A 21,792-nucleotide genomic window follows, 5' to 3' on the forward strand; every position below is an offset into this window, starting at 1 on the left:
TATTGGCAAATTATTTAATTTTTTGCCAAAGTTAAATCGGTTAAATTCTTCACTTCATTTTCTCTATTACGTCTATATGCATAACGCTTCATTTTATTTTTATTTATCTCATATTTTTTAAATGCATTAGCATAAATCAATTCTATTTCTCCCTGTTGTGCGGCATATACTTTTGTATCAATTGTCATATCTACCAATAGCTTCTCTAACGTTGGGATAGTAATTTTGTCCATTTGATGAAGTGGCGCTTCTGAGACTAAATGCTTTAATATGATTACATCATTGCTATTGCTTATGTATAAGTCGAAAGTCTCTGAATCTGGCTCAATAAAAACTTGTTTTCCACTCTCTTTGAGTGTGTAGAAAACAGATTCAGTAACATCTTTATCAATTTCTATAATTATATAGAATTTAAACGGTTGATGTCTCATAAACTCATTAAGCCATTTTGTATCCCAAATACAAAACTCAGCAAATGGATAATCCTTTTTTATTTTATTGAACAGGCGTTTTAGTTTAATGTCGATAATTGGCTTGTGAGACTTTTTGTCTTTTATAGCATAAATTCCTCTTGACGGGTTACTAATTATTCCATACTTTTTTAAACGTGACAAGTACACATTAATAGTACTGATTTTAAAATCAGGAAAATCCATAAGAATCCGCTTAACTAGCTTGTCTTTTGCAATTGTTGGCTTATCTTTAAAATAAGACTGTATTTTATTTATGAATAAACTATCCAGAGTATTTTTGCATTAATTAAACTTTGGCAAATTACATATTTTTTGCCGAAGTTTAATTGAAATTGCAGTTATTATTTTCTCTTATCTCGTGAATTTTCCCCAAAAGCAATCAAATTAAATAGTTACTCGTCTTGTTTATACTACAAAATAAGGAACTCGTGAATGTTTAACCTCTTTTATCTTTACTACTAGCATCAAAACTTATAAGGTTAAACATTTCCCTCATACGTGAACGCACACGATTGCCATATCTTTCTTCTAGTTCTTGAGCGTTTAAGTTTGTAGTAGCATGAGTTTTAATTTGTCGTTTTAAGAATAAATCATGTCGAGACAATAGAATTTCGCCCATTACATTACAATCTTTTCCGAAATGACGACCTGTAGTTTCTACTCCCAAATCATCAAAACAATAAAACCCGATATTACCATATTCTTCTATGGTTTTGTATCCTATGTTATTGAATGAAAATGTAATGTTCCTGGCAGGAATCACATCATAAGGTTTATAATGAGGTACAATATGCCTTAATAATTTCATCAAGCTGGTTTTACCACATCCAACTGGACCAGACAATAAAATGCCCTTATTTGGATCTATTTTTAATTTTGCGCAAGCTTCAAAATCCCTTATAAAATAAACGCACAGCTTATAGAGGATTACCTCATCTTCTTCATAAATCTTGAAATTTTTACCAAATAATAGCTTCCCTTTTGCATCTAGATAAATTAATATCTTCTTGAAATCGTATGAAATGTTGTTGTCTTTTAGTTCACCTAGTTTGTACTTGACTCCTTTTTCGATTATAATATGCGGTTTTGGGTTGTTCATAAATTTATTTAAAAGATTGCCATGTCATGAACTTTGCGCAATGACAGTTATAATGGTTGATTATAGTTTTTGTTTTTACTTGTCTTAAGGTTGTCTTGATTCTGGGACACTTGCTTTTCTGTTTTTAATTCTTCAGATTTTAGAATCCAATTTTTCGCGGAGGCTTGCCAATTTTCAATTTTTATTTTACCGCCTATTTTCCATCCAATGGATTGATAATGGTTGTAGAATTTTTGTGCTTCTATTTCTGGCCAGTTTTCTTTTTTGAAAAAATCTAAAACTTGCCTTTCACTTTTAGGCTTTGGTAGTTTATAACTGTTTTCTAATGTTTGTATATGTTTATTAGAAGGTACCAGTGCTTGTCCTTGATTTGGGATAGCTAAGTCTAAAGCTTGTCCAGAGGTTGTCTCGAATATGAGCATCTTTATCGTAGACCCTTTAAATGGATTATGAGATGGTTTGTAAATAAGATAACTGTAATTATGCAACTCCTTCGTGCATCTATGATAGGTGGACTTTGAGCCTATTTTAGATAGCTTCATTACATCCTCACGGTTTACGTGGAAGCTATCTCGAAAGCGGTTATAATTCCATATTTGAAAAAATGCTAGATATAAACTGATGTGTGTTGGATTGAGTCTATTGTCTTTAGAAAACAAGGCAAATACTGCATTGAGATGGTATATGTAGTTTACCTTTTGCTTCTCTTGAGACCTCTCGACTGCGCTCGAGGTGACATTAGTTTTCATTAGCAACTATTTTCTACACGATTTTCTTTAAGAACTCGCAAGATTTCTTCATACTCGTAGAGTATGATACCTCCAATTTTAGTATAAGGAAGCGTTCCGTTAATCCTTAAGTTTTGTAATGTACCTGGGCTTACTTGAAGCATCTCCATAACCTCAGCAGATTTGAGGTATTTTTTAGGTGTTGCTTGTGAGTTTTCTGTAAATAGTTTTTTGAGCTCACCAAATAATTGTGTTTTGAATTCGTAAAGGTCATCTGTGGTAATAATTTCTGTTGCCATAGTAAAACGAGTTTTGTTAAATAGCTACCACATCAAACTTTCGTTATCAATGGCAGCTATTAATATGATTTAGCTCACAAACTTTTATATTTTATTAAATTGTTGTTCGTGAATCTGCGATTTGCTGCGCTAAATCTTGATTTGACTTTCGTTCTACAAAGCTGATATTATTTACTTAGTTTTCTTCGGTATGGGTTCGGTAGTACCGAAATAATTTAACAGTTATACAATGTAATTTTATGAGCATAGTTAATACCTTTATTTAGCATTATCAAGGTCTATACGTTTCTCAAGGCTAATTTTTAATAGGTCTAAAAATTTTGTAGTGTCCTTCTCTCTATTCTTGATTTCAGCATAGGTTTTATAGAAATTGTTGAGATTAATATCAAACAACGTAGCACATACCTCTGCTATTTTACTAATTTCAGCTTGTCCGTTTCTTATGGCTCGAGAACTATGCAATGCATAAATTAATTCTACTAAGTCAGTTTTTGATGCTGTCCAGGATAATCCATTTAGAATTGCAGGGCTAATTTCTTCGATAATAATATTCTCGTTTTGTTTCCTTAACGACTTTAATTCTAATTGGTAATAATTGGATAATAGATCATAGCTAATTACTTGAGCAGCTAAATTATCATGACTGGTTGAAAATTCGGGATCAGTAAAATAATGTGATGTATCTACCGGAAAATCTAATTTATCGTTTCCGCGAACAAAATAAATATGATCTAAAGATGTATTGCAATGCCTTGTATATTGGAAGAATTCTAAATTTCGCATTTTATGCTTCTCGAGTTTGTCTATCATATCACTTACATAATCAATTTGTTTTGAAATACCAGCAGTAGGTTTCTCAGAAATAAATCTTCTCACCTTTGAAAAGAATTTAATCCGACTATTTATAAATGGTTTACCAACCTTAAAGAAATGAATTTCTTCTTCCTGGTTTTTAAAGCAGTCCGTTGATCTGAGTTGTTTTCGCAATTGGTTTAATGTGTCAATCGAAAGGATTAGACCATCATTTAAAACTGTGAGATTTCTTAGGTTAGACTGCTCTATTTGCTCTACTTGTTTTTTGTACTTATCTATGATTATGGTTATGTGTTTCATAGGATGGTTTTTGAACTTAGCAATCAAACTATATAACACGGTATTTATTTCAAAATACAAATGAGTAAAGCGATGTTATAAAATTATAACTAACTGATTTTGACATTTTTATTTTTTAATATTAATATTCTTGATTAGTAAAATGTCTTCAGTTTAATTTTCAACAAACTCAAATTAACTGTATTGTTGTCGTAGATTTTTTATATGCATAAACTAGTTAAAAACAGATATTAATTAAATCCTGAGTTCCTTTATATTTTATTTTACAGAAGTTGTCGAATTTCTATGGACTAATTTTGAAGGAATAGTAATTGTTATATTACTAGGCACATAGGGTTTAGTTAGTCTGCTTATTAATTGTTTTACTGCTGCACTTCCGATTTCCTTAGCATGCAAATCAATCGCAGAAATGGATGGGTAATATTCTTTTGACAATTCACCATCTGCAAAACCTATAATTTTAAGTGATTTAGGAATATTAATACACATTTGCTTTGCAACCTTAGTAACCTTTACAGCAAGCACTTCATCAAGAGAGAAGATAGCATCTACTTTTTTTTCTTTCAGAAATTCTTTTATTTCTAATTCACTTTCTGCTGTATTACAAATATTAACAACTAAATCCTTTCTGTACAAATTATGCTTTTTTAGGGCAGCCAAACACCCTCCCATACGTTCGTTAATTACACTCAAATTTAGTTTTGTAATAAATAGTGCTATATTCTTACAACCTAATCTTATAAGACATTCAGTTGCTGAAAAAGCACTATCATAATTATCAGAAACAATTTGGTCGCATTGAACTTTATCTGTTACTCGGTCAAATAAAACTAGAGGAATTTTATTGTTTATTATAATGTCATTAATATGGCTATAATCTTTTTTTTGTTGGGTTTCATTACTTAATGAAATTAAAAATCCATCAACTGAACCATTTGCGAGCGTATTAACGTTTTCCACCTCTGTATTATATGACTCATTAGATATGCATGTCACTACCTTATAACCATGTTTACGCGCTTCTTGTTCTATACCAACCAAAGCTTTTACAAAAAAATAATTAAGTATATCAGGGATTACAACACCTATTGTCTTAGTGGTATTATTCTTTAGACTTTGAGCAATATAGTTAGGTTTGTAGTTGTACCTTTTAGCAGCTTCTAAAACTTTTTGTTTAGTCCTTTCACTTATTTCCGGGCTATCATTTAATGCCTTAGATACTGTAGATATAGATACACTTAATAATTCTGCAAGATTTTTAAGTGTTATATTCCTTGGCATAACTATAAATAAGGATTGACAAAGTTATCAATATCACTTTGAGAAATAATTGGGTTAGCTCCTTCACTTTGGGCTACTAATGCTCCAACTGCACAAGCTGTATCTATTGCTTTTTGAGGATTTTCTTTTTTTAGAAGATAATTAATCAAAGTGGCTAAAAAAGAGTCGCCTGCGCCAACAGTATCAACTACTTTTATAAGGTAACCGCTATTATAATATAGTTGATCATCATATAGTAAAACTGCACCATGCCTTCCTTTGGTAACACAGATGTGCTTTGTATTGGTTTGCTCTGCAACATATTTTATATTCTGCTCAATAGAGTTGTATTTTGAACCAATATATTTACTTATTTCAAAGAGTTCATCGTCATTAAACTTTATGAAGTCAGCTTTATTCATGAGTTCAATTAAAAGTTCTTGGGTGTAATATGGTGGTCTTAAATTAACGTCAAATATCTTATAGCTTGCATAATTTAAAAGCTCTATTAGAGTTTCTTTTGAAGTATTATTTCTGGCAACCAAACTCCCATAAACAAAAGCATCTGAAGATTCAACCATTTTTATAGCTTCTTCTGTTGGCTCAATATTATCCCATGCTCTTGGAAAATTAATGTCATAAGATGCTGAGCCCTTTTGATTCAACTTTACTGTTACTTTACCTGTCTTGTGGTGTTTATCTACCTGTATTCCTTCAATCCCAACACCTTTTTCTTCAATGAAAGCAACTAAATTTTCACCTTTAGAGTCATTACCTATTTTGCTAATAATATTGATCTCATTTTTTAAAGACTTTAAACGGATAGCTACATTTAAAGGAGCTCCACCAATCTTTTCATGTGTAGGAAACACATCCCACAATACTTCACCATAACAAACAATTTTTGAACCCATATCTTATCAGTTAATCGAAAAACCGTCATTAAGAACAATTAATGTTTTAATGACGGGTTTCATTTAAAAATTAAACTAATCTCAAATTTTAATCATTTTATTTAACCTAATCTCATCTATAATGTAGACAAATAATCTATCGAGTTTTTATATACTGCTTTTACATTTTCTAAAAAAGGATTGTCTCTGCCATCATTCATATTCCATTCCATTCCACCAATACCAATAGCTATGATTGTACCATTATAAGGTGATTGCGGCATAAATTCAATAATTCCTGGGCAACATTCATCACCAACACCACCCCAAACACCAAGGACTTTACCTCCATATAATCTCTCAAACTCATTGAATTGCCCTAATTCATGACCTGGGTTTAATAATGGAGCGATATCCCATAGATTGTTATGGTCTTCTCTAAAACCTGCATTGATAATTGGCATGAAACCATTTCCATCAAATGAAATTTGACCTTCATTAAACGTATATATAGGATGGTTAAGTTGTGAGGTTACAAAGTTAACTCCACCATCTACTGTCCAAGTATCAGGACTATCAAAACCAGCACCACTACCTTTAATAAGAAGCAGCCCACTTTGATCACGTCCAATTGTCTCGGCATAACTTGTCGCCATACCTCCAAGCAGTAGTTTACCTCCACCAACTAAATATTCAATAAAAGTAGATTTTGCCGTACCTTCTGTAAATAGCGTAGGAAGATCAGATGTTCCGACTTGATCGTAAAAGAACATAACCACATTAACTGATTCTAGATCATCAATAGTCACAGCAGCGGCATTTAGATATACAAAATCATCTGGATACGTCATTTGTAACCATTCAGCTGCTGCTACAACATCATCATCAGCTGTTGCAATTAAGTCATTAAATGTTGCTGCTTCGCCTAAAAAAGCAATCTCGTTAGGCAATACTTTAGTAAATAACTGATATACTCTATTTCCATTTGCTGAACTTGCAATGACCTCAACACTTTGTGTAAGATCCAAAACTGACCCAGAAGCAGGGCTTATATCAATTCCTTGCGGCGCTTCTATTTCTAACATGACATTAGATGCATCAGAATTTGGTGGTAATACTAAATTTATGATACCCTGAAGATCATCTATTGTTGCTTGCGTTTCATTACCTTTAAGCTCTGTTATTATATTTAAACTAGAATCAAGGCTGTCATCAAAATTATCTCTTTCCTCACAACTAGAAAAACATAAAATAATCGCCATCAATAATGCTATATTTATCTGTTTCATTTTAATTGTTTTAATTTAAATTATATAGGTAATCTAAAATATTTCCTGTAAATGTTTCAATGTTAGATTGAAAGTCATTTACTGTTCCATTTGAATCCCATTCGTAACCAACAATTGTATTTTCTATACTCATAATAGTACCTTGAAAATCTGTTGGAATTTGAGAATCAAAATTAGGGTCATTAGCTTGGTCTGTTCTGTTCCACATAACTGCGCCATATCCAAAGGCGTCACCAATAAAACTTAATGTACCAAATTTAGTTGCTGAGAAATTTTGTTCAAAAAGCAACGCTGCATCCTGTCCACAACAACTTGGGCTTAAAATGTTGTCGAAATGTTGCCACCATATGAGTCTTACTTCTCTTGTTGCAGAATTTTGTAAGGCCAAAAATTCATCGTTAAAAAAGGTTAAACCATTAAAAATTGGATGGTTTCTTCTATCCTCTGAGTTGTTTTCAGGTCTCATTCCAAGTCCCCATCTATCATCTGGTGGTTTGTTCATATCAACACATCCTCCAGTCCCTGCGCATCCAAATTCTGAATACACATAATTACCTGGTGCTCTTGGTGCAGAAAAATCTGCTGGAACTCGTCCTAAAGAAAAGATCAATGGTGTGGCCTCACCTGCAATCAACATATCTCCACCAAGTTTTACCCAAGTTTTTAACGCCTCTGCTTGAGGTGCACCAGTTTGAAGTTCTGCTGGTAAGAGTGTAGAAACATCTGTAGATGTTGCTGAGTACCCTACATTTTCAAGTGGTGTTAAATAATAAGCCATTGCTACTTTAACATCTGCCATTTCTGCGCCTGTTATATTACTAAATTGAATATATTTAAAATCTGCACCATAAGTACTTTGCATCCATAACGCTGCTGCTTTAGCGTCATCATCTATTAAAGACGCAATATCGGCTTGCTCACCTAAAAATGCATAGAACGTTGGTATTACTGTTTGTACCTCTACTGTAACTGTATAAGTTTTGTTTAGGTTTTCTGTATTCGTTACTGTATAATCTACAGTATTTGTAAAATCTTGAGCAGTTCCAGAGGCTGGATTTACTGTTTGCCCTGTTGGTACTTCCACCACTGGTGAAAGGTTTGTAACGTCTGTTCCAGGTGGCATTAATACGTAAATAGTTTCGTCTGTATCGTTTACAACACCGGTAGTACCGTCTATAACAAATGAAGTAATCTGTGGCGCAGGTACTTGATTAACCGTAACAGTATATTCTTTAGCTGTAAAGCCATCATTGGACTGTACAGTATAAACAACAGGATTACTAAAATTTCTTGACACACCCGATGCTACATCAACTGTAGTACCGTCTGCTATGACAAAATTAGGTGCTAAACTTGTAATATCTCCATCTTGGCTACCAATATCTACAGTTATAGTTCCTGCAGCGTCATCTATGACTCCAGCATTATCACCAACAGAAAAGCTTAAAATTTTAGGATCACCAAAAGCGGCTAATGTTGCTGTATATTGTCTACTTGCACCATTTGCAGCATTTGTTGTGAAAATTATTGGTCCGCTTGAAAAATCTAATGTACTTCCTGAAGCTGGGTCTACGGTTGTACCTTCAGGTAATGTCATATTAACTGTAAGACTGTTAAGATTTGTTCCAGAAGGTAATGTAGCTGTAATAGTTGCGGAAGTATGATTTATAGTAGCAAATTGATCACTCGTTTCAAAAGACCTGATAATAGCCTCTGCAATGTCTGGCACTACATCAGTAAAGTTGTCGTCATCGCTATTACACGATACAATTGTGAATGATAATATACTCGCAGATATTAGCATCACAAAAAATAATAATTTTTTATACTGTTTCATTTTTTATAATTTTTAATTTATTTTTTAGTTTATTAATAGCCTTGTCTTTGGGTATACACGCCACCACTAGCATCAATTTCTATTTGTGGTATTGGCAGATATTGTTCGTGCTCCTGAAGAGATGCTCCTCCTAAGTAGCTTCTTAGATTTTGCTCTGCGGATATATACTCGCTGGTATATTGCATGGCGATTCCCCAACGTACTAAGTCGAAGAAACGATGCCCTTCGTTAGCTAACTCAAGACGTCTTTCAAAACGTAAAGCCTCTCTTGCTAGGTCTTGAGATAGGGTTAATGGATATGGATTTATTAAATAGTTTGCAGCATCTTGGCTTGGTGTATTAAAATCTTGAACATAAGATGAGTTTTTTGCTCTTGTTCTTATTTGATTTATTAAACCAACTCCTTCACCAACTTGACCAAGTTCTATAAGAGCTTCTGCCCTCCATAATAAAGCGTCGCTATATTTTATAATTGGGAAGTCTAAATTGCCCTGTGCCCAAGGAAACCCATTGGGATTAGAAGCCAATCCGTCTGAAGTTGGATAAATCATGTTTTTCTTTCTTACAAACAACCCATAAGTTCCTATATCTCTACTCCAGTTTTCTTGTTGGGGCTGTGGTGTCCAATCTTTCCAAGTAATTCCGGGACGTCCAATTACGTGATCTAACCTTGGATCTACTAAATCTGAATCCGTTAGATTCGCACTATTAAAAGACGTAAACAATGGTAAACCATTAGCATCTACTTTATAAGCGTTTGCCAAGTTCTGAGAGGGTTTATGAAAATCATCTCCGTTTAAATAAGGATGATTAACATCATCACCAGGACTATCAGGTGAGTTTAATAAGTCTCCAAAATTGAGATTCCCAAATTGAGAACCATCATTAATAGAAAACTGTATAGCAAAAATGTTTTCCATATTGCCATAACCAGGTTCTGAGTAGAGGCGTTCTATGTCATCTACCAATCCATATTGGCTTGATATAACATCATTGGTATAGGTAATTACATCACTCCACTCTTCTTGAAATAAATGTGCTTTTGCTAAAAATGACTTAGCCACTATACCATTTACTCGCCCTAGGTCAGTTTGTGTATCTGGCAATAAATCAATGGCTGTTCTTAAATCTGTTTCTATTTTATCCCATATAAATTCAGTGTCGAATGTATTTGATATTGTAGCTAAATCTGCTAGCGGCGTATCTTCATCATACCATACAATGGATCCAAAGTTTTTCATGGCTTCAAAATAGAAATGAGCACGTAGTGTATATAATTCACCTAATCGTACATCTCTATTTGAGAATGAGCCACTATCTAAGCTCTTAACCAATCTAATGGCAGCATCTACACGCTTTAACCCAAAATGAATGGAACGCCATAGGTTATAGGCATTTTCACTTGACGGAAACACATCATGTGTTTCTAACTGGTGCATACCTCCACCAGGATTATCACCTGTACCACCGCCTCCTTTGTAAGCATCGCCAGATCTTATATCTGATGTTGCCCAATTGGATGGTGCATGGTCAAAAGGCCATAAATCTCTAAAATCTCCTGTGTTGAACCGATAATCTAACGCACTGTATGCTGCAATTACCAAGGCTTCTGGGTCTAAATTATCTTCTGAGATAACATTAAATTCTGAAACATCTAAATCACTTTCGGTAACACAACTGTAATTACATAACAATAATGCTATCAATGATAAAAATGAATATTTGAAAGTTTTTTTCATAGTAATTAATTTTAAAAATTTGCTGATAAACCAAATGTTACTGATCTTGTATGTGGTATTCCATAACCTGCTATACCTATTCCATTAGCATTTAAACCAGAAACCTCATAATCTAATCCAGTAAAAGAAGTGATGTCAAATAGATTTTGACCAACCACATAAAGTCTCAAATTATTGAGTTTGAATTTTTTAGTCATCTCGTTTGGAAATGTATAACCAAGTGTTACAGTTTTTAGTCTAAAATAAGAACCATCCTCAACGAAATAACTAGATGGTTGTAATTCGTTATTTGAATTTATTGTACTCAATGCTGGCACATTAGAGTTAGCATTACTAGGTGACCAAGCGTCCAAAGTATTTTCGGTGAAATTGAAACTGAAATATGCAAAATCCCCTAAACTTCGTTGTGTATTGTATAAATCATGACCATGTTTACCATCAAAATAGGCATTGAAATCAAATCCTTTATAAGAAGCAGTTAAGTTAATACCATAAATAAAATCTGGATGCGGATTTCCGATAATGGTCCTATCATCTGCATCTATAACTCCATCACTATTTAAATCTCTGTAACGAATTCTACCTAAATCTTTTCCTGGTTGATCTGCATGAACCGCAACTTCTTCTGGTGTTCTAAATATGCCATCTGCCACTAAGCCAAAGAATGACGCTATTGGATCACCAGCTCTAGTTATTGAAATAGAATTATTTAAAAGAAAATTATTGTCGGTATCTAAAGATTCAACATTATTCTCGTATTGAGAGAAGTTAAAATCTACACCAAAATTAAAATCTTCTCGTGTTTTACTTCTGTAGCTTAAAACAAACTCAAACCCTTTGTTAGAAACTTCACCTGCATTAATTAATGGTGCTGTAGATTCTCCATTAATAGCTAATGCTATAGGTTGCAATAGTAAGTTTTTGGTTCTTTTATCAAATACATCCCCTGTTAGGGATAGTCTATTGTTTAAAAACCCGATATCAAATCCAAAATTTACTTGTTCTGTTTCTTCCCATTGAATATCTGGATTTGCTTGTCTTTGCTGTAAGATACCTTCTAATGCGCCTTGACCGTCACCATCTATATCATAGTCTGTAAATTCTATAGCGTTCCCAACAGAATTGTTGATGAATGAACTTAGATACAAATAATCACCTATAAGGTCATTACCATTAATACCCCAAGATGCTCTAAGCTTAAGGTTAGATACTGAGTTTATATTTTCTAAAAAAGACTCATTACTAACATTCCAAGCAAAAGAAGCAGCTGGGAAAATTGCAAATTTATTATTAGGTCCAAAACGAGATGACCCATCACGTCTTATACTTCCTGATAAGATGTACCTATCATCGTAAATGTACTTTACAGAACCGAATTGTGATTGTTTTCTATAATCTATTTTATTTTCAATAGTTTGAAACTCGGCATCTGGTCTCACATCATATTCTGGGTAATTTGTAATATCAACCCCTCTAGTTCTGTTGGTAAGAAAATCATCATCTTTTCTTGTAAACTCAATACCTAATAAAACATTAAATCTGTGTTTTTCAATTTCCTTATCATAAGACAACAGATTAGTAAAAACTGTAGTTAACGATTCATTATTCACATCGTCTACATCTATATTTTGAAATACACTAGGTATAGCATCTAACTGTACGAATGGTTGCGTGCGTGTATCAAACTTATATTCTAAGTAATCAAAATTAAGTTTTGTGTTAAAGGTTAAGCCCTCTATGATTTTTACGTCAGCGTAAACATTACCCAAAAACCTGCTGTTACGCTGTTCATTTTTTCTATTGGACCATAGATTAGCCAATGAGTTTGGTTTATCTTGTATAACAGGCGCGGAATATGTACCTGTTTCCGTAAATACTGGTAATAAAGGATTTTGAAGTATTGCATTTTCAAATTCATTTGCCTTTACTTCATTGAAATTGGAATATAAAAAGTTCTCACCTATGGTAATTCTATTATCCCATAATTTATATGAAGCGTTTAAACGTGCATTAAAACGTTCGTAAAATGTATGCTTTTGCACACCATTATCTTTTGCGTAGTTAACACCAGCAAAAACCTGAAGTTTTTCATTACCGTAACGATAGTTTAAATCTGTATTATAGGGTACGGCATTCTCTGTAATAACATCTACCCAGTTTGTGTCTGAAGATCTCATCAATTGTGCTGGATCTAAAAATTCTGGGATTGTAAATCCAGCTCCATTATCTACCAGTGGACCAAAGTCTCCTGAAACACCATCGTTAAGTCTTGCCTGGTAATATACGTCTGTCCATTGTTGAGCATTTAATAAGCTAACATTATCACGCATAGATGATAAAATAAGCTCACTCTTAAAGTTAAACTCTGAGATACCGTTTTTTCCTTTTTTTGTGGTTACAACTATGACACCATTGGCAGCCGATGTACCATACAGTGCCGCAGAAGCTCCATCTTTTAGCACTTGCATGCTTTCAATTTCGTCTGGATTTAAAGATGATGGGTTAAATGTTTGTACGCCATCAATAACCCATAGCGGATTTGAACCTGCATTTACACTAGTTAGTCCTCTAATAACAATCTGTGAATCATTACCACCAGGTGTTCCACCGGAATTAACCTGAATACCTGGAACACGACCTTGTAAGGTTGTTATCACATTAGGACTAGATTCTTGAGCAAACTCACTAACTTTAACGACAGTAATTGCTCCAGCTATATCAGATTTCTTCTCCTTAGAATATCCTGTTATAACTACTTCGTCTAATTGGGCGGCATCTTCTATAAGAATGAAATCATAAGTATCTTTCTCATCGACAGTAATTTTGGATGTCCTAAACCCAATATAAGATGCTTCTAAAACATCACCAACGTTGACTTCCAAGCTGTACTTGCCGTCAAAATCGGTTTGTGCTCCTTTAGCCGTATTCTTAACAATGACACTTGCTCCAGGCAAGGGTGACCCATCTTCTGTGGTTATTGTCCCACTAATGGTCTTTTGTTGAGAATAGCTTCCTGATATAAAGCAGAAGAACATTATTGTAAAACAAAAGTTTTTCATATTTGATTATTTAGTTAATTATTATTTATACGATTTCGAGATTTTTATCTTTTTCATTTGCTAATTGTTTACTTAATTCTTCCAATGGCACTCCTTTGGTTTCTGGCATTACAAAGTGCACCCATATTAATTGTAGCACCATCATAAAAGCAAAAATGCCAAATACGGTAGCTGGTCCAATTTTAGAGAACAATAGAGGTACTAATGCAGGAATAATAGCTGCTAATACCCAATGTGTAGAACTACCAACAGATTGTCCTTGTGCTCTTAAATGATTAGGAAATATTTCTGAAATAAATACCCATATTACTGCACCTTGCCCAATGGCATGAGAGGCTATAAACAAAAAGAAAAATACTGGAACATGCATACCCAACCAGTCGGTAGCAAAGGCGTAAGCAACTAAACCTAGAGAAATTATATATCCTAAAGACCCTAGATACATTAATTGCTTTCTACCAAGTCTATCAATAAGCGCCATTCCTAAAAGGGTAAACAATAGATTAACAATGCCAACACCAATACTGCTCATCAAAGCAGAACTCTCTTCTAGGCCAGCTAATTCAAATATTCTAGGTGAGTAATAGAGAAAAGCATTAATACCTGAGAATTGATTAAATACTGCTAACACTAATACTAATAGCATAGGTGTTTTATATTTTTTAGAGAAGACAGATTCTTTCTTAACAGAAGTATTTTCAACACTTAAAATGTGATCTACTTGAGCTTGGGCATTCTCATTAGGGTTTAATAATGTTAAAGTTTTTTTAGCTTCTTCAACTTTTCCCTTAAAAATTTGCCAACGCGGACTTTTTGGAATACCAAATACCATAAGTGTGTATATTATGGCAGGAATAGCTTCTACTCCTATCATCCATCTCCAAGCATTTTCTGTTACATTTTGATTTATTAAATAATTGGAAGCAAAGGCTACTAAAATTCCAAAAACAATATTGAATTGATATAATGCAACTAATTGCCCTCGATTTTTAGCAGGTGCAATTTCTGAAACATAAGCAGGTGCAGCAATAGTTGATGCACCAACACCAATACCTCCTATAAACCTGAAAAAGGCAAATAAATAAGGATCGCTTACCATAGCAGAGCCAATGGCAGATACACTATATAAAACTCCTATTAAGATTAAGGTATTTTTTCGTCCCCATTTATTTGTTGGATAAGCTCCAAAAATAGCTCCTAGAACTGTGCCCCAGAGTGCAGATGACATAACAACTATACCATGAAAAGCGTCTGAATCACCGAATAATGTATTGCCAGACCACATTTCGGCTAATGCTTTATCTGCACCAGAAATTACTACTGTATCAAATCCAAAAAGAAATCCAGCGAGTGCTACTGTTATGCTCCAATAATATAGTTTTGTTTTATTCATTTTCTTAATTATTTATTTCGTAAATAGTGGCGTCTATTGTTGCATTTCCTCCATTGGCGAATACATCAACTCCAGTTGCATTAGCAAATGTTGGGAAAAAACGCCCTGTGAAATGGGATTTGTTATCAACAAAGACTTCTAAAACTGATCCGTCAACAAAGACTCTTACATCTATAGTGCTACCAGGTGTTATAGCATAGCTTCCTGTTCTAATATCATTTCTAACTTGGGTACTTAATGATGAGTTTGAAGCATCTACAACCCATTCTTGAGCAGACATATCGTAATAAACCCTATAATACTCTTCATTACCTGGTGTTTTTCCAAGAATGAAACCAACTTGGTCTGCAGTACCTGTATTTATAGTAGCTTCCATTTCAAAATGACGATTGTTATAATCATTCAAATAGTTAGACCCACCATCAGTAACAGCTATACCTGTAAAGGATGTAGTGGTGCCTCTTAAATCATTTAAGTTAGGATGAGGTGTTATCAAAATATCATCATTAGCATCTAAAGACCATACTTGAGGAACACTAAATAAATTTGCCCAGCCTTGCTGCATCTGAAATTCGGCTTGAACTTCATCTGGAATAATACCAATTGCCGTTATTAAGCCAGAAGTATCTGTAGTTACTGTAGGTGATAAGAAGCCATTAACAACTTCTAAATTTTTAGGCTCAGTAAAGTCTGGTGTGAATGTTCCATTTTCAAACTGACCTATCCAGTAGAATGTTCTTGCAGGTGTCGCGTCCGGTGTTTTCTGTACCAATAACATTTCCTTACCATTTGGAAATTCAAATAAAATAGGAACTTCCCAAAACTGACCTTGTCCTTGTCCGGCTTGACCCTGATAAGCCACACCACCGTAAGTCCAATTTTCAAAATCTGTACTACTATAATACAGTACATTACCTCCTGTCCCTGAAACACCAGCACCAATAATCATATGGTATTGACCACCACTTTCCCAGACATAAGGATCTCTAAAATCTAAATTGGTATCACTTGGCGCACCATTAATTATAGGGTTAGGATTTTTGTCTAAGGTTTGATAACCGTCGCTTGAAGTAGCAGTAGCAATAACGGCATCGATTCCATCTACACCAGTGTAAATAACAGCAGGGGTTCCGTCTTGAAGTATTTGCGAATCTCCAGCCCAACAGCCAAAGCTGTCCCAACTTTCTGTTGGCCATAGGACTGCATTTTGTTCATCCCAATTTACTAAATCCGTACTTGTAAAGTGTCCCCAATTTTGTTGAGCAATACCTAAAAACACTTCGTTTTTCTGGTAGAACATATGATATGTTCCATCTAACTCCACTAATCCGTTAGCTTCATTTGCCCAACCAAAATCTGGAATGGGGTGATATGTTGGTCTATTAGTATCATCAGAATAATCAATATCCCATTGATAATTTACTGTGCTTGGTGGATTATATTCTGCATTTAAAGCATCTACATTTTCTTGCGTTGCTTCTCCAGAGTATATTTTAATCTCGTCTAGAGCACCAGAGAAATAATCAATGTCATAAATACCCATCATCTCTCCCATTGTATTTTTTCCTATGCTAAATGGTGTATTGGAAGCAGGAAATGATATTGAACCAGAGGGAATATTTGCGTTTCTAATTTGTTGTTGATTTACATAAATCACAATGCTTTGGTTTGCGGGATTTAAACCTACAACAACATGATTCCACTGATCTCGTTCCAGACTTTGATTAGTGACTTGTTGTGCAAAAGCTCCATTTATAAAATATTGTACTACGATTTGTCCTTGCTCATTTAACCCAACCATAAGACCTGTGCTAGAACCTTGAGAGGTTAATGCCAACATGGAACCTGTACCTATAGGATAGGATTTTGGTGACGCCCATAATGATAAAACAAAACGTTCATTTGGCAATAGATTTGAAGGTAAGCTACCATCTATTTCATTTGACAACCCATCAAAAAACAAGGCATTGTTAGAAACACCAGTCATTCTATTAATACCATTCCCAACTATTTCAAAGTTTGTACCTGTGAATGTTTCACTAGTGGTATTTCCAGAAGATTCGTCTAATTTAAATTCCAATACTTTTGTCAAGGAAGTATCTTCATCTGGTGGATTAACAACTCGAACATCATCATCACTGCAGGAAAGTTGTAAAAAAACCAAAGTCAATATTTTGAAAAACATAATTATTTTTTTCATCCTATAATATTGTTGCTACTTTTCTAATATTCAGGTTATCAATTTTAGAATCATTCTCTTTTAAAACTTCAAACTTTGTGAAATTGCTATTTGGAAATATTTGATTGGTCATTACATACTCACCATCATTAATAAAAATTTCGATAGATGACGCATCAAGAATAATTGTAACTTTCATGTTATTATAAATTCCAATGGGCATTGTTTGATAAGAACTTTTTGCAAAATTTTCATTGAAGTTTACGTTGCCCGAATTTGTTCTGTTTGTATAGAATTTGCCAATGGCTTTTTCGTACCCAAGACTATAGGTATCTCCTTCTGAATTAGAGAATTGAATTTGTAGCTTGTTATTTATTTTAGCGTTAAAAGCAATAATGCTTTGCTGTAAATCTGTGTACTGGAACTGGGTTGGGAAATTGCCTTCTAAATCTTCTTTAGAGATGTCTTCTGTAATAGCTTCAAAACCATCAACGAGCTTGCTTTTTACCAAGTATTTATTGTCTATTTTAATGAGTTGAAGTTCTCGCGGTAGAGTCATGGCGCTTCGCCATTTTTCGGTAGGTGTTGTTGTAGCGTAGTTCCAGTTACTCATCCAACCTATAAAAATGCGCTTGCCATTTGGTTCATTATTATATGTTACTCCTGCATAGTTATCCGTTCCATAATCAATCCATTGGCTTTCTTTTTGGTCTGTTGTAAATGTTGTACCATCGTAATCACCAACAAAATAACGTGTACCAGAACCACCATTCGGCAAGCTATTGCCACCATGGCTTACTATTAAAACCCATTTTTCTTCTTCTGTTCCTTCTACTTTAAGTTGAAATAAATCTGGACATTCCCAAACTCCTAATGGTGGCTTATCATCAAATCTAAATGTGCTTATCTTTTCCCAAGCCTTTAAATCTTTAGATTCGTAAAATTGCACTTCGTCCTTAGCAACTAATACCATCTGCCAAGCTTCTTTCTCCTCGTACCATGATACTTTAGGGTCTCTAAAATCTCTAATGCCAGGATTAGAAATTACGGGATTGCCCTTATACTTTGTCCAAGTCTCGCCATCGTCTAAACTATAAGCTATACCTTGGGTTTGATAATCAATTTGACCAGCCTTTTCCTTTACTGGGTCATGGTAGGTGTAAATAGCTACCATAGCATCTTTACCAAAACCAGCGGTATTCTCATTATCTATGACAGCACTACCAGAAAAAATGTATCCTAAACTATCAGGGTATAATGCTATTGGTCTGTGTTTCCATGTTAGTAAGTCTTTGCTTTTAGCATGGCCCCAATGCATTGGGCCCCAAACTGTGCTATCTGGATAATATTGATAGAACAAATGATAAGTCCCATTATTGTATACTAGCCCATTTGGGTCGTTCATCCATTTTTCTTTTGGTGTAAAGTGGAATTGCGGTCTGTACTTTTCTATTTTAATTGACTCCTCTAATACTATTTTTTCTGAAGTTTGATTTACATCTTTACAACCAAATAGTAATAAACCACAAATCAAGACCAGAACATAACTTGTAATTTGTTTTTTTAACGATGGATTCAATGTGAACATTTTTAACCTATTTATATGGTATATTAATTTTATGTTAACAAATCTATAAATTAGGTTGGCATAATAAGGTTGGTATTTTGTTCTACCTTAGTGGGTATTTTGTTCATTTATTGTAAAATAGGCAGTTTTGATTGCTTATTATTAATAAAAATCTAATTTTTACCTTAATTAATTACCAAATCAATGCAATTAAGATTATTCATATTGTTTTTTCTCATTTTAGGCTGTAGTTCTAAAAACAAAAAACCTGAAATAAAGATTGGTTTTTCACAATGTGTTTCTGATGATGAGTGGCGAAAAGAAATGAATAATGAAATATTTACCGAAGCAGATTTAATTGTATCTCATGATGTCAATATTTTGTATAAAGATGCTAAAGCAGATAATTCACTTCAAATAACACAAGTAGAGGAATTAGTAAGTGAAGGTATAGATGTGTTGATGATATCTCCAAATGAATCTGAACCATTAACATCAATAGTAGAAAGTGTAAAAGCTAAGGGTATTCCAGTCGTTGTAATTGATAGAAGAATATCAAGTGATAAGTTTGACGCTTTTGTTGGCGGAAACAACTTATCTGTTGGCAGGTTAGCTGGCGAAATGAGCGCAGATTTATTATACGATAGAAACATTGAGTCACCTAATATATTATCAATTACTGGACTCGAAGGTTCTTCACCAGCACAAGAAAGACAAAGAGGTTTTGAAGATGCCTTAAAAGAAAACAATCTAACCACTCAAGTTGTAAAATCGGATTGGAAAAAAGGTACAGCTCGAAAATTATTAGATAGTATAAGCAGAACCAATTACGGTTTTTACGACTTAATTTTTGCGCATAATGATGAAATGGCTAGCTCTGCAAGTGATGTTTTTTATAGTAGCACTAAAAAGCCAATAATTATTGGTGTAGATGGTTTATCAACTAAAGGCGGTGGTTTGGAAATGGTAATCAACAACAAAATTAACGGAACTATTTCCTATCCTCCATCAGGTGCAAAAGCATTACGATTGGCTTTTGATTTAGCGTTAGGAAAATCAGTCAATAAGTATAATTATGAAAATACTTTTAGGGTTGATAATCGTAATGCAAATACTTTATACAATGAAGCTTTAAGGGTGAGAGATCAACAAGAAAAACTAAAATCCCTTATTGGAAACTATGACACGTTAAGTATAGATATTGAAGAAAAAAATGAAGTCATATTATGGATTTCGATTTTATCTGGTCTGCTTTTCATTAGTGCTTGGTTGAGCGTCTATTTTATTTATCAAAAGAATAGAGCAAACAAACTATTACGGACAAAGCAAGAGGTCATCAACCATCAAAATACTGAAATAAGTCAGAATAGAGATCAATTGGTAAGTGCGTTAAAACAAATGGAAGAAATGAGCGAGATGAAAACTCAATTTTTCTCTAATATTTCTCACGAGTTTAAAAACTTATTGGCTTTAATGTCTTTGGATATTGATAAAGTTATTGCAGATAGCAGTACAAAATCAAGACTATCTCGCTACTTATCTATGATTAATTCTAATTTAAATAGACTATTAACATATAAGAATTTAGATAGCGATGCTTATCCTGTTGAGTTAAAATATGGTAATATAAGTGAGACTGTCAATGAAGTGGCCGAAAATTTTAAACTATCGGTTGAAGCCAAAAAACTTAAGTTTAAAGTTGAAACGTCATCTATTTTTACGGATTATGATGCTGATGCTATTCAAAAAGTACTTTCAAACCTAATCTCGAATGCAATAAAATACACTGTTAAAGGAAACGTTACTATTAAATTATTCGAAGAAAATGAATCAATCTTTATAACTATTTCTGACACTGGAATTGGAATACCAAAAAATGAGCAAAGCAAAATATTTGATCGTCATAAACGCTCAAGTTTGTCAGGTGAAGACAAGGATTCTTTCGGTATTGGTCTTCATTTTTGTAAAAGTTTAATTAATTTAATGAATGGCAAAATAACAGTAGAGAGTGAGCTTAATAAAGGCTCAAAGTTTACGATTTCATTACCAAAGAAGAATAAAAATGAAATCCCTCAAAAAACTACATTTACTGAAATAGATGAAGACAAATCTACAGTTTTCATTGCCGAAGACAACCCACATATTTTGGCAAGGGTGGTACAAATATTAGAAGCGGATTATAACGTTATTTACGCTAACAATGGGACTGATGCCTATAAACTGATTAATTACCATCATCCTGATATGGTGATAAGTGATATTTTAATGCCAGGAATGGATGGCATTCAGTTATGTCAGAAATTATTCGAAAACCCTGCTACCATTAACATTCCAGTGCTCTTACTAAGTGCCGTTCAGGGGGATGACATTCGCACACAAGGATATCAAACAGGCGCAGATTCCTTTTTAAGCAAGCCATTTTCATCTGATACATTATTGGCAAGAGTTGAGAATTTAATTAAAAAGTCTGCCAAAACGAAAACAAGTTCAAAATTTGCTGTTTCCGTTACTTCAAAATCAGAAGAAGATCAAAAGTTTTTAACTGACATATCTGATTACTTATACACTCACATTTCGGATTATAATTTTAAAATTGAAGATTTACTTAAAGAGATAGGTATGTCTCGATCGAAATTTTATAGAAAGCTAAAAGGTTTGACAAAATTATCGCCTAACGATTACATTAGAAAGTTACGATTAGATTATGCTTCGCAAATAATAATTAAAGCAGACTTCTCTGTTGCTGAGGTAGCTTATAAGGTTGGGTTTTCTGATGTTAAATACTTCTCTAAAATATTTAAAAAAGAGTTTGGTGTTACACCTACAGAATATAGAGAGAAGTATACAAATTGATAATACTATTT

At 33.6% G+C, this 21,792-nt stretch carries 15 protein-coding genes; 1 reads left to right on the forward strand and 14 read right to left on the reverse strand.

Translation table 11 applies throughout. The features are described from left to right. Window positions 1-14 precede the first annotated feature (14 nt). The 14 genes from SIB89_RS05065 to SIB89_RS05130 all read right to left on the reverse strand — a co-directional run bounded on the left by SIB89_RS05065 (window position 15) and on the right by SIB89_RS05130 (window position 18,940). Window positions 15-656 carry a DUF6577 family protein gene (locus SIB89_RS05065; protein WP_412561415.1) on the reverse strand — a complete coding sequence of 214 codons (642 nt, stop codon included), beginning with the start codon at window positions 654-656 and terminating at the stop codon, window positions 15-17. 253 nt (window positions 657-909) lie between these two features. Further along, a complete protein-coding gene (locus SIB89_RS05070) occupies window positions 910-1,572 on the reverse strand; it encodes an ATPase (RefSeq protein WP_412561416.1) in 663 nt (220 codons plus the stop codon). 47 nt (window positions 1,573-1,619) lie between these two features. Next, window positions 1,620-2,321 (reverse strand): hypothetical protein, encoded by a 702-nt coding sequence (locus tag SIB89_RS05075; RefSeq protein ID WP_412561417.1) that lies wholly within the window; start codon window positions 2,319-2,321, stop codon window positions 1,620-1,622. Then, window positions 2,321-2,599, reverse strand: coding sequence for a helix-turn-helix domain-containing protein (locus SIB89_RS05080; RefSeq protein WP_412561418.1), 279 nt, complete (start codon window positions 2,597-2,599; stop codon window positions 2,321-2,323). Before SIB89_RS05080 ends, SIB89_RS05075 begins: the two co-directional genes overlap by 1 nt. Window positions 2,600-2,857: 258 nt before the next feature. Further along, on the reverse strand, window positions 2,858-3,712 hold the full coding sequence (locus SIB89_RS05085) for an RteC domain-containing protein (protein WP_412561419.1): 855 nt from the start codon (window positions 3,710-3,712) through the stop codon (window positions 2,858-2,860). Between the two features lie 258 nt (window positions 3,713-3,970). Then, complete coding sequence (locus tag SIB89_RS05090; protein WP_412561420.1) at window positions 3,971-4,993, reverse strand: LacI family DNA-binding transcriptional regulator; 1,023 nt, start codon at window positions 4,991-4,993, stop codon at window positions 3,971-3,973. Window positions 4,994-4,995: 2 nt separating this feature from the next. Further along, window positions 4,996-5,886, reverse strand: coding sequence for a carbohydrate kinase family protein (locus tag SIB89_RS05095; RefSeq protein ID WP_412561421.1), 891 nt, complete (start codon window positions 5,884-5,886; stop codon window positions 4,996-4,998). A gap of 116 nt (window positions 5,887-6,002) precedes the next feature. Further along, window positions 6,003-7,154 carry a DUF4960 domain-containing protein gene (locus SIB89_RS05100; RefSeq protein WP_412561422.1) on the reverse strand — a complete coding sequence of 384 codons (1,152 nt, stop codon included), beginning with the start codon at window positions 7,152-7,154 and terminating at the stop codon, window positions 6,003-6,005. A gap of 10 nt (window positions 7,155-7,164) precedes the next feature. Then, window positions 7,165-8,991, reverse strand: a complete 1,827-nt coding sequence (locus tag SIB89_RS05105) for a DUF5018 domain-containing protein (RefSeq protein ID WP_412561423.1) — start codon at window positions 8,989-8,991, stop codon at window positions 7,165-7,167. Between the two features lie 32 nt (window positions 8,992-9,023). Continuing rightward, window positions 9,024-10,730, reverse strand: a complete 1,707-nt coding sequence (locus tag SIB89_RS05110; protein ID WP_412561424.1) for a RagB/SusD family nutrient uptake outer membrane protein — start codon at window positions 10,728-10,730, stop codon at window positions 9,024-9,026. Between the two features lie 11 nt (window positions 10,731-10,741). Next, on the reverse strand, window positions 10,742-13,789 hold the full coding sequence (locus SIB89_RS05115; protein WP_412561425.1) for a SusC/RagA family TonB-linked outer membrane protein: 3,048 nt from the start codon (window positions 13,787-13,789) through the stop codon (window positions 10,742-10,744). A 25-nt stretch (window positions 13,790-13,814) separates the two neighbouring features. Then, entirely contained in the window at window positions 13,815-15,182 is a 1,368-nt protein-coding gene (locus SIB89_RS05120; RefSeq protein WP_412561426.1) for a sugar porter family MFS transporter, read from the reverse strand. Window positions 15,183-15,186: 4 nt separating this feature from the next. Next, on the reverse strand, window positions 15,187-17,382 hold the full coding sequence (locus tag SIB89_RS05125) for a GH32 C-terminal domain-containing protein (RefSeq protein WP_412561427.1): 2,196 nt from the start codon (window positions 17,380-17,382) through the stop codon (window positions 15,187-15,189). A 1-nt stretch (window position 17,383) separates the two neighbouring features. Further along, on the reverse strand, window positions 17,384-18,940 hold the full coding sequence (locus SIB89_RS05130; protein ID WP_412561428.1) for a glycoside hydrolase family 32 protein: 1,557 nt from the start codon (window positions 18,938-18,940) through the stop codon (window positions 17,384-17,386). A 192-nt stretch (window positions 18,941-19,132) separates the two neighbouring features. On the opposite strand from SIB89_RS05130, the gene SIB89_RS05135 reads away from it, so the two are divergent. Further along, window positions 19,133-21,781: a substrate-binding domain-containing protein gene (locus SIB89_RS05135; protein ID WP_412561429.1), complete on the forward strand. Its 2,649-nt coding sequence runs from the start codon at window positions 19,133-19,135 to the stop codon at window positions 21,779-21,781. Window positions 21,782-21,792 lie beyond the last annotated feature (11 nt).

The organism is Winogradskyella sp. MIT101101 (assembly GCF_047126865.1).
Classification (GTDB): domain Bacteria; phylum Bacteroidota; class Bacteroidia; order Flavobacteriales; family Flavobacteriaceae; genus Winogradskyella; species Winogradskyella ouciana.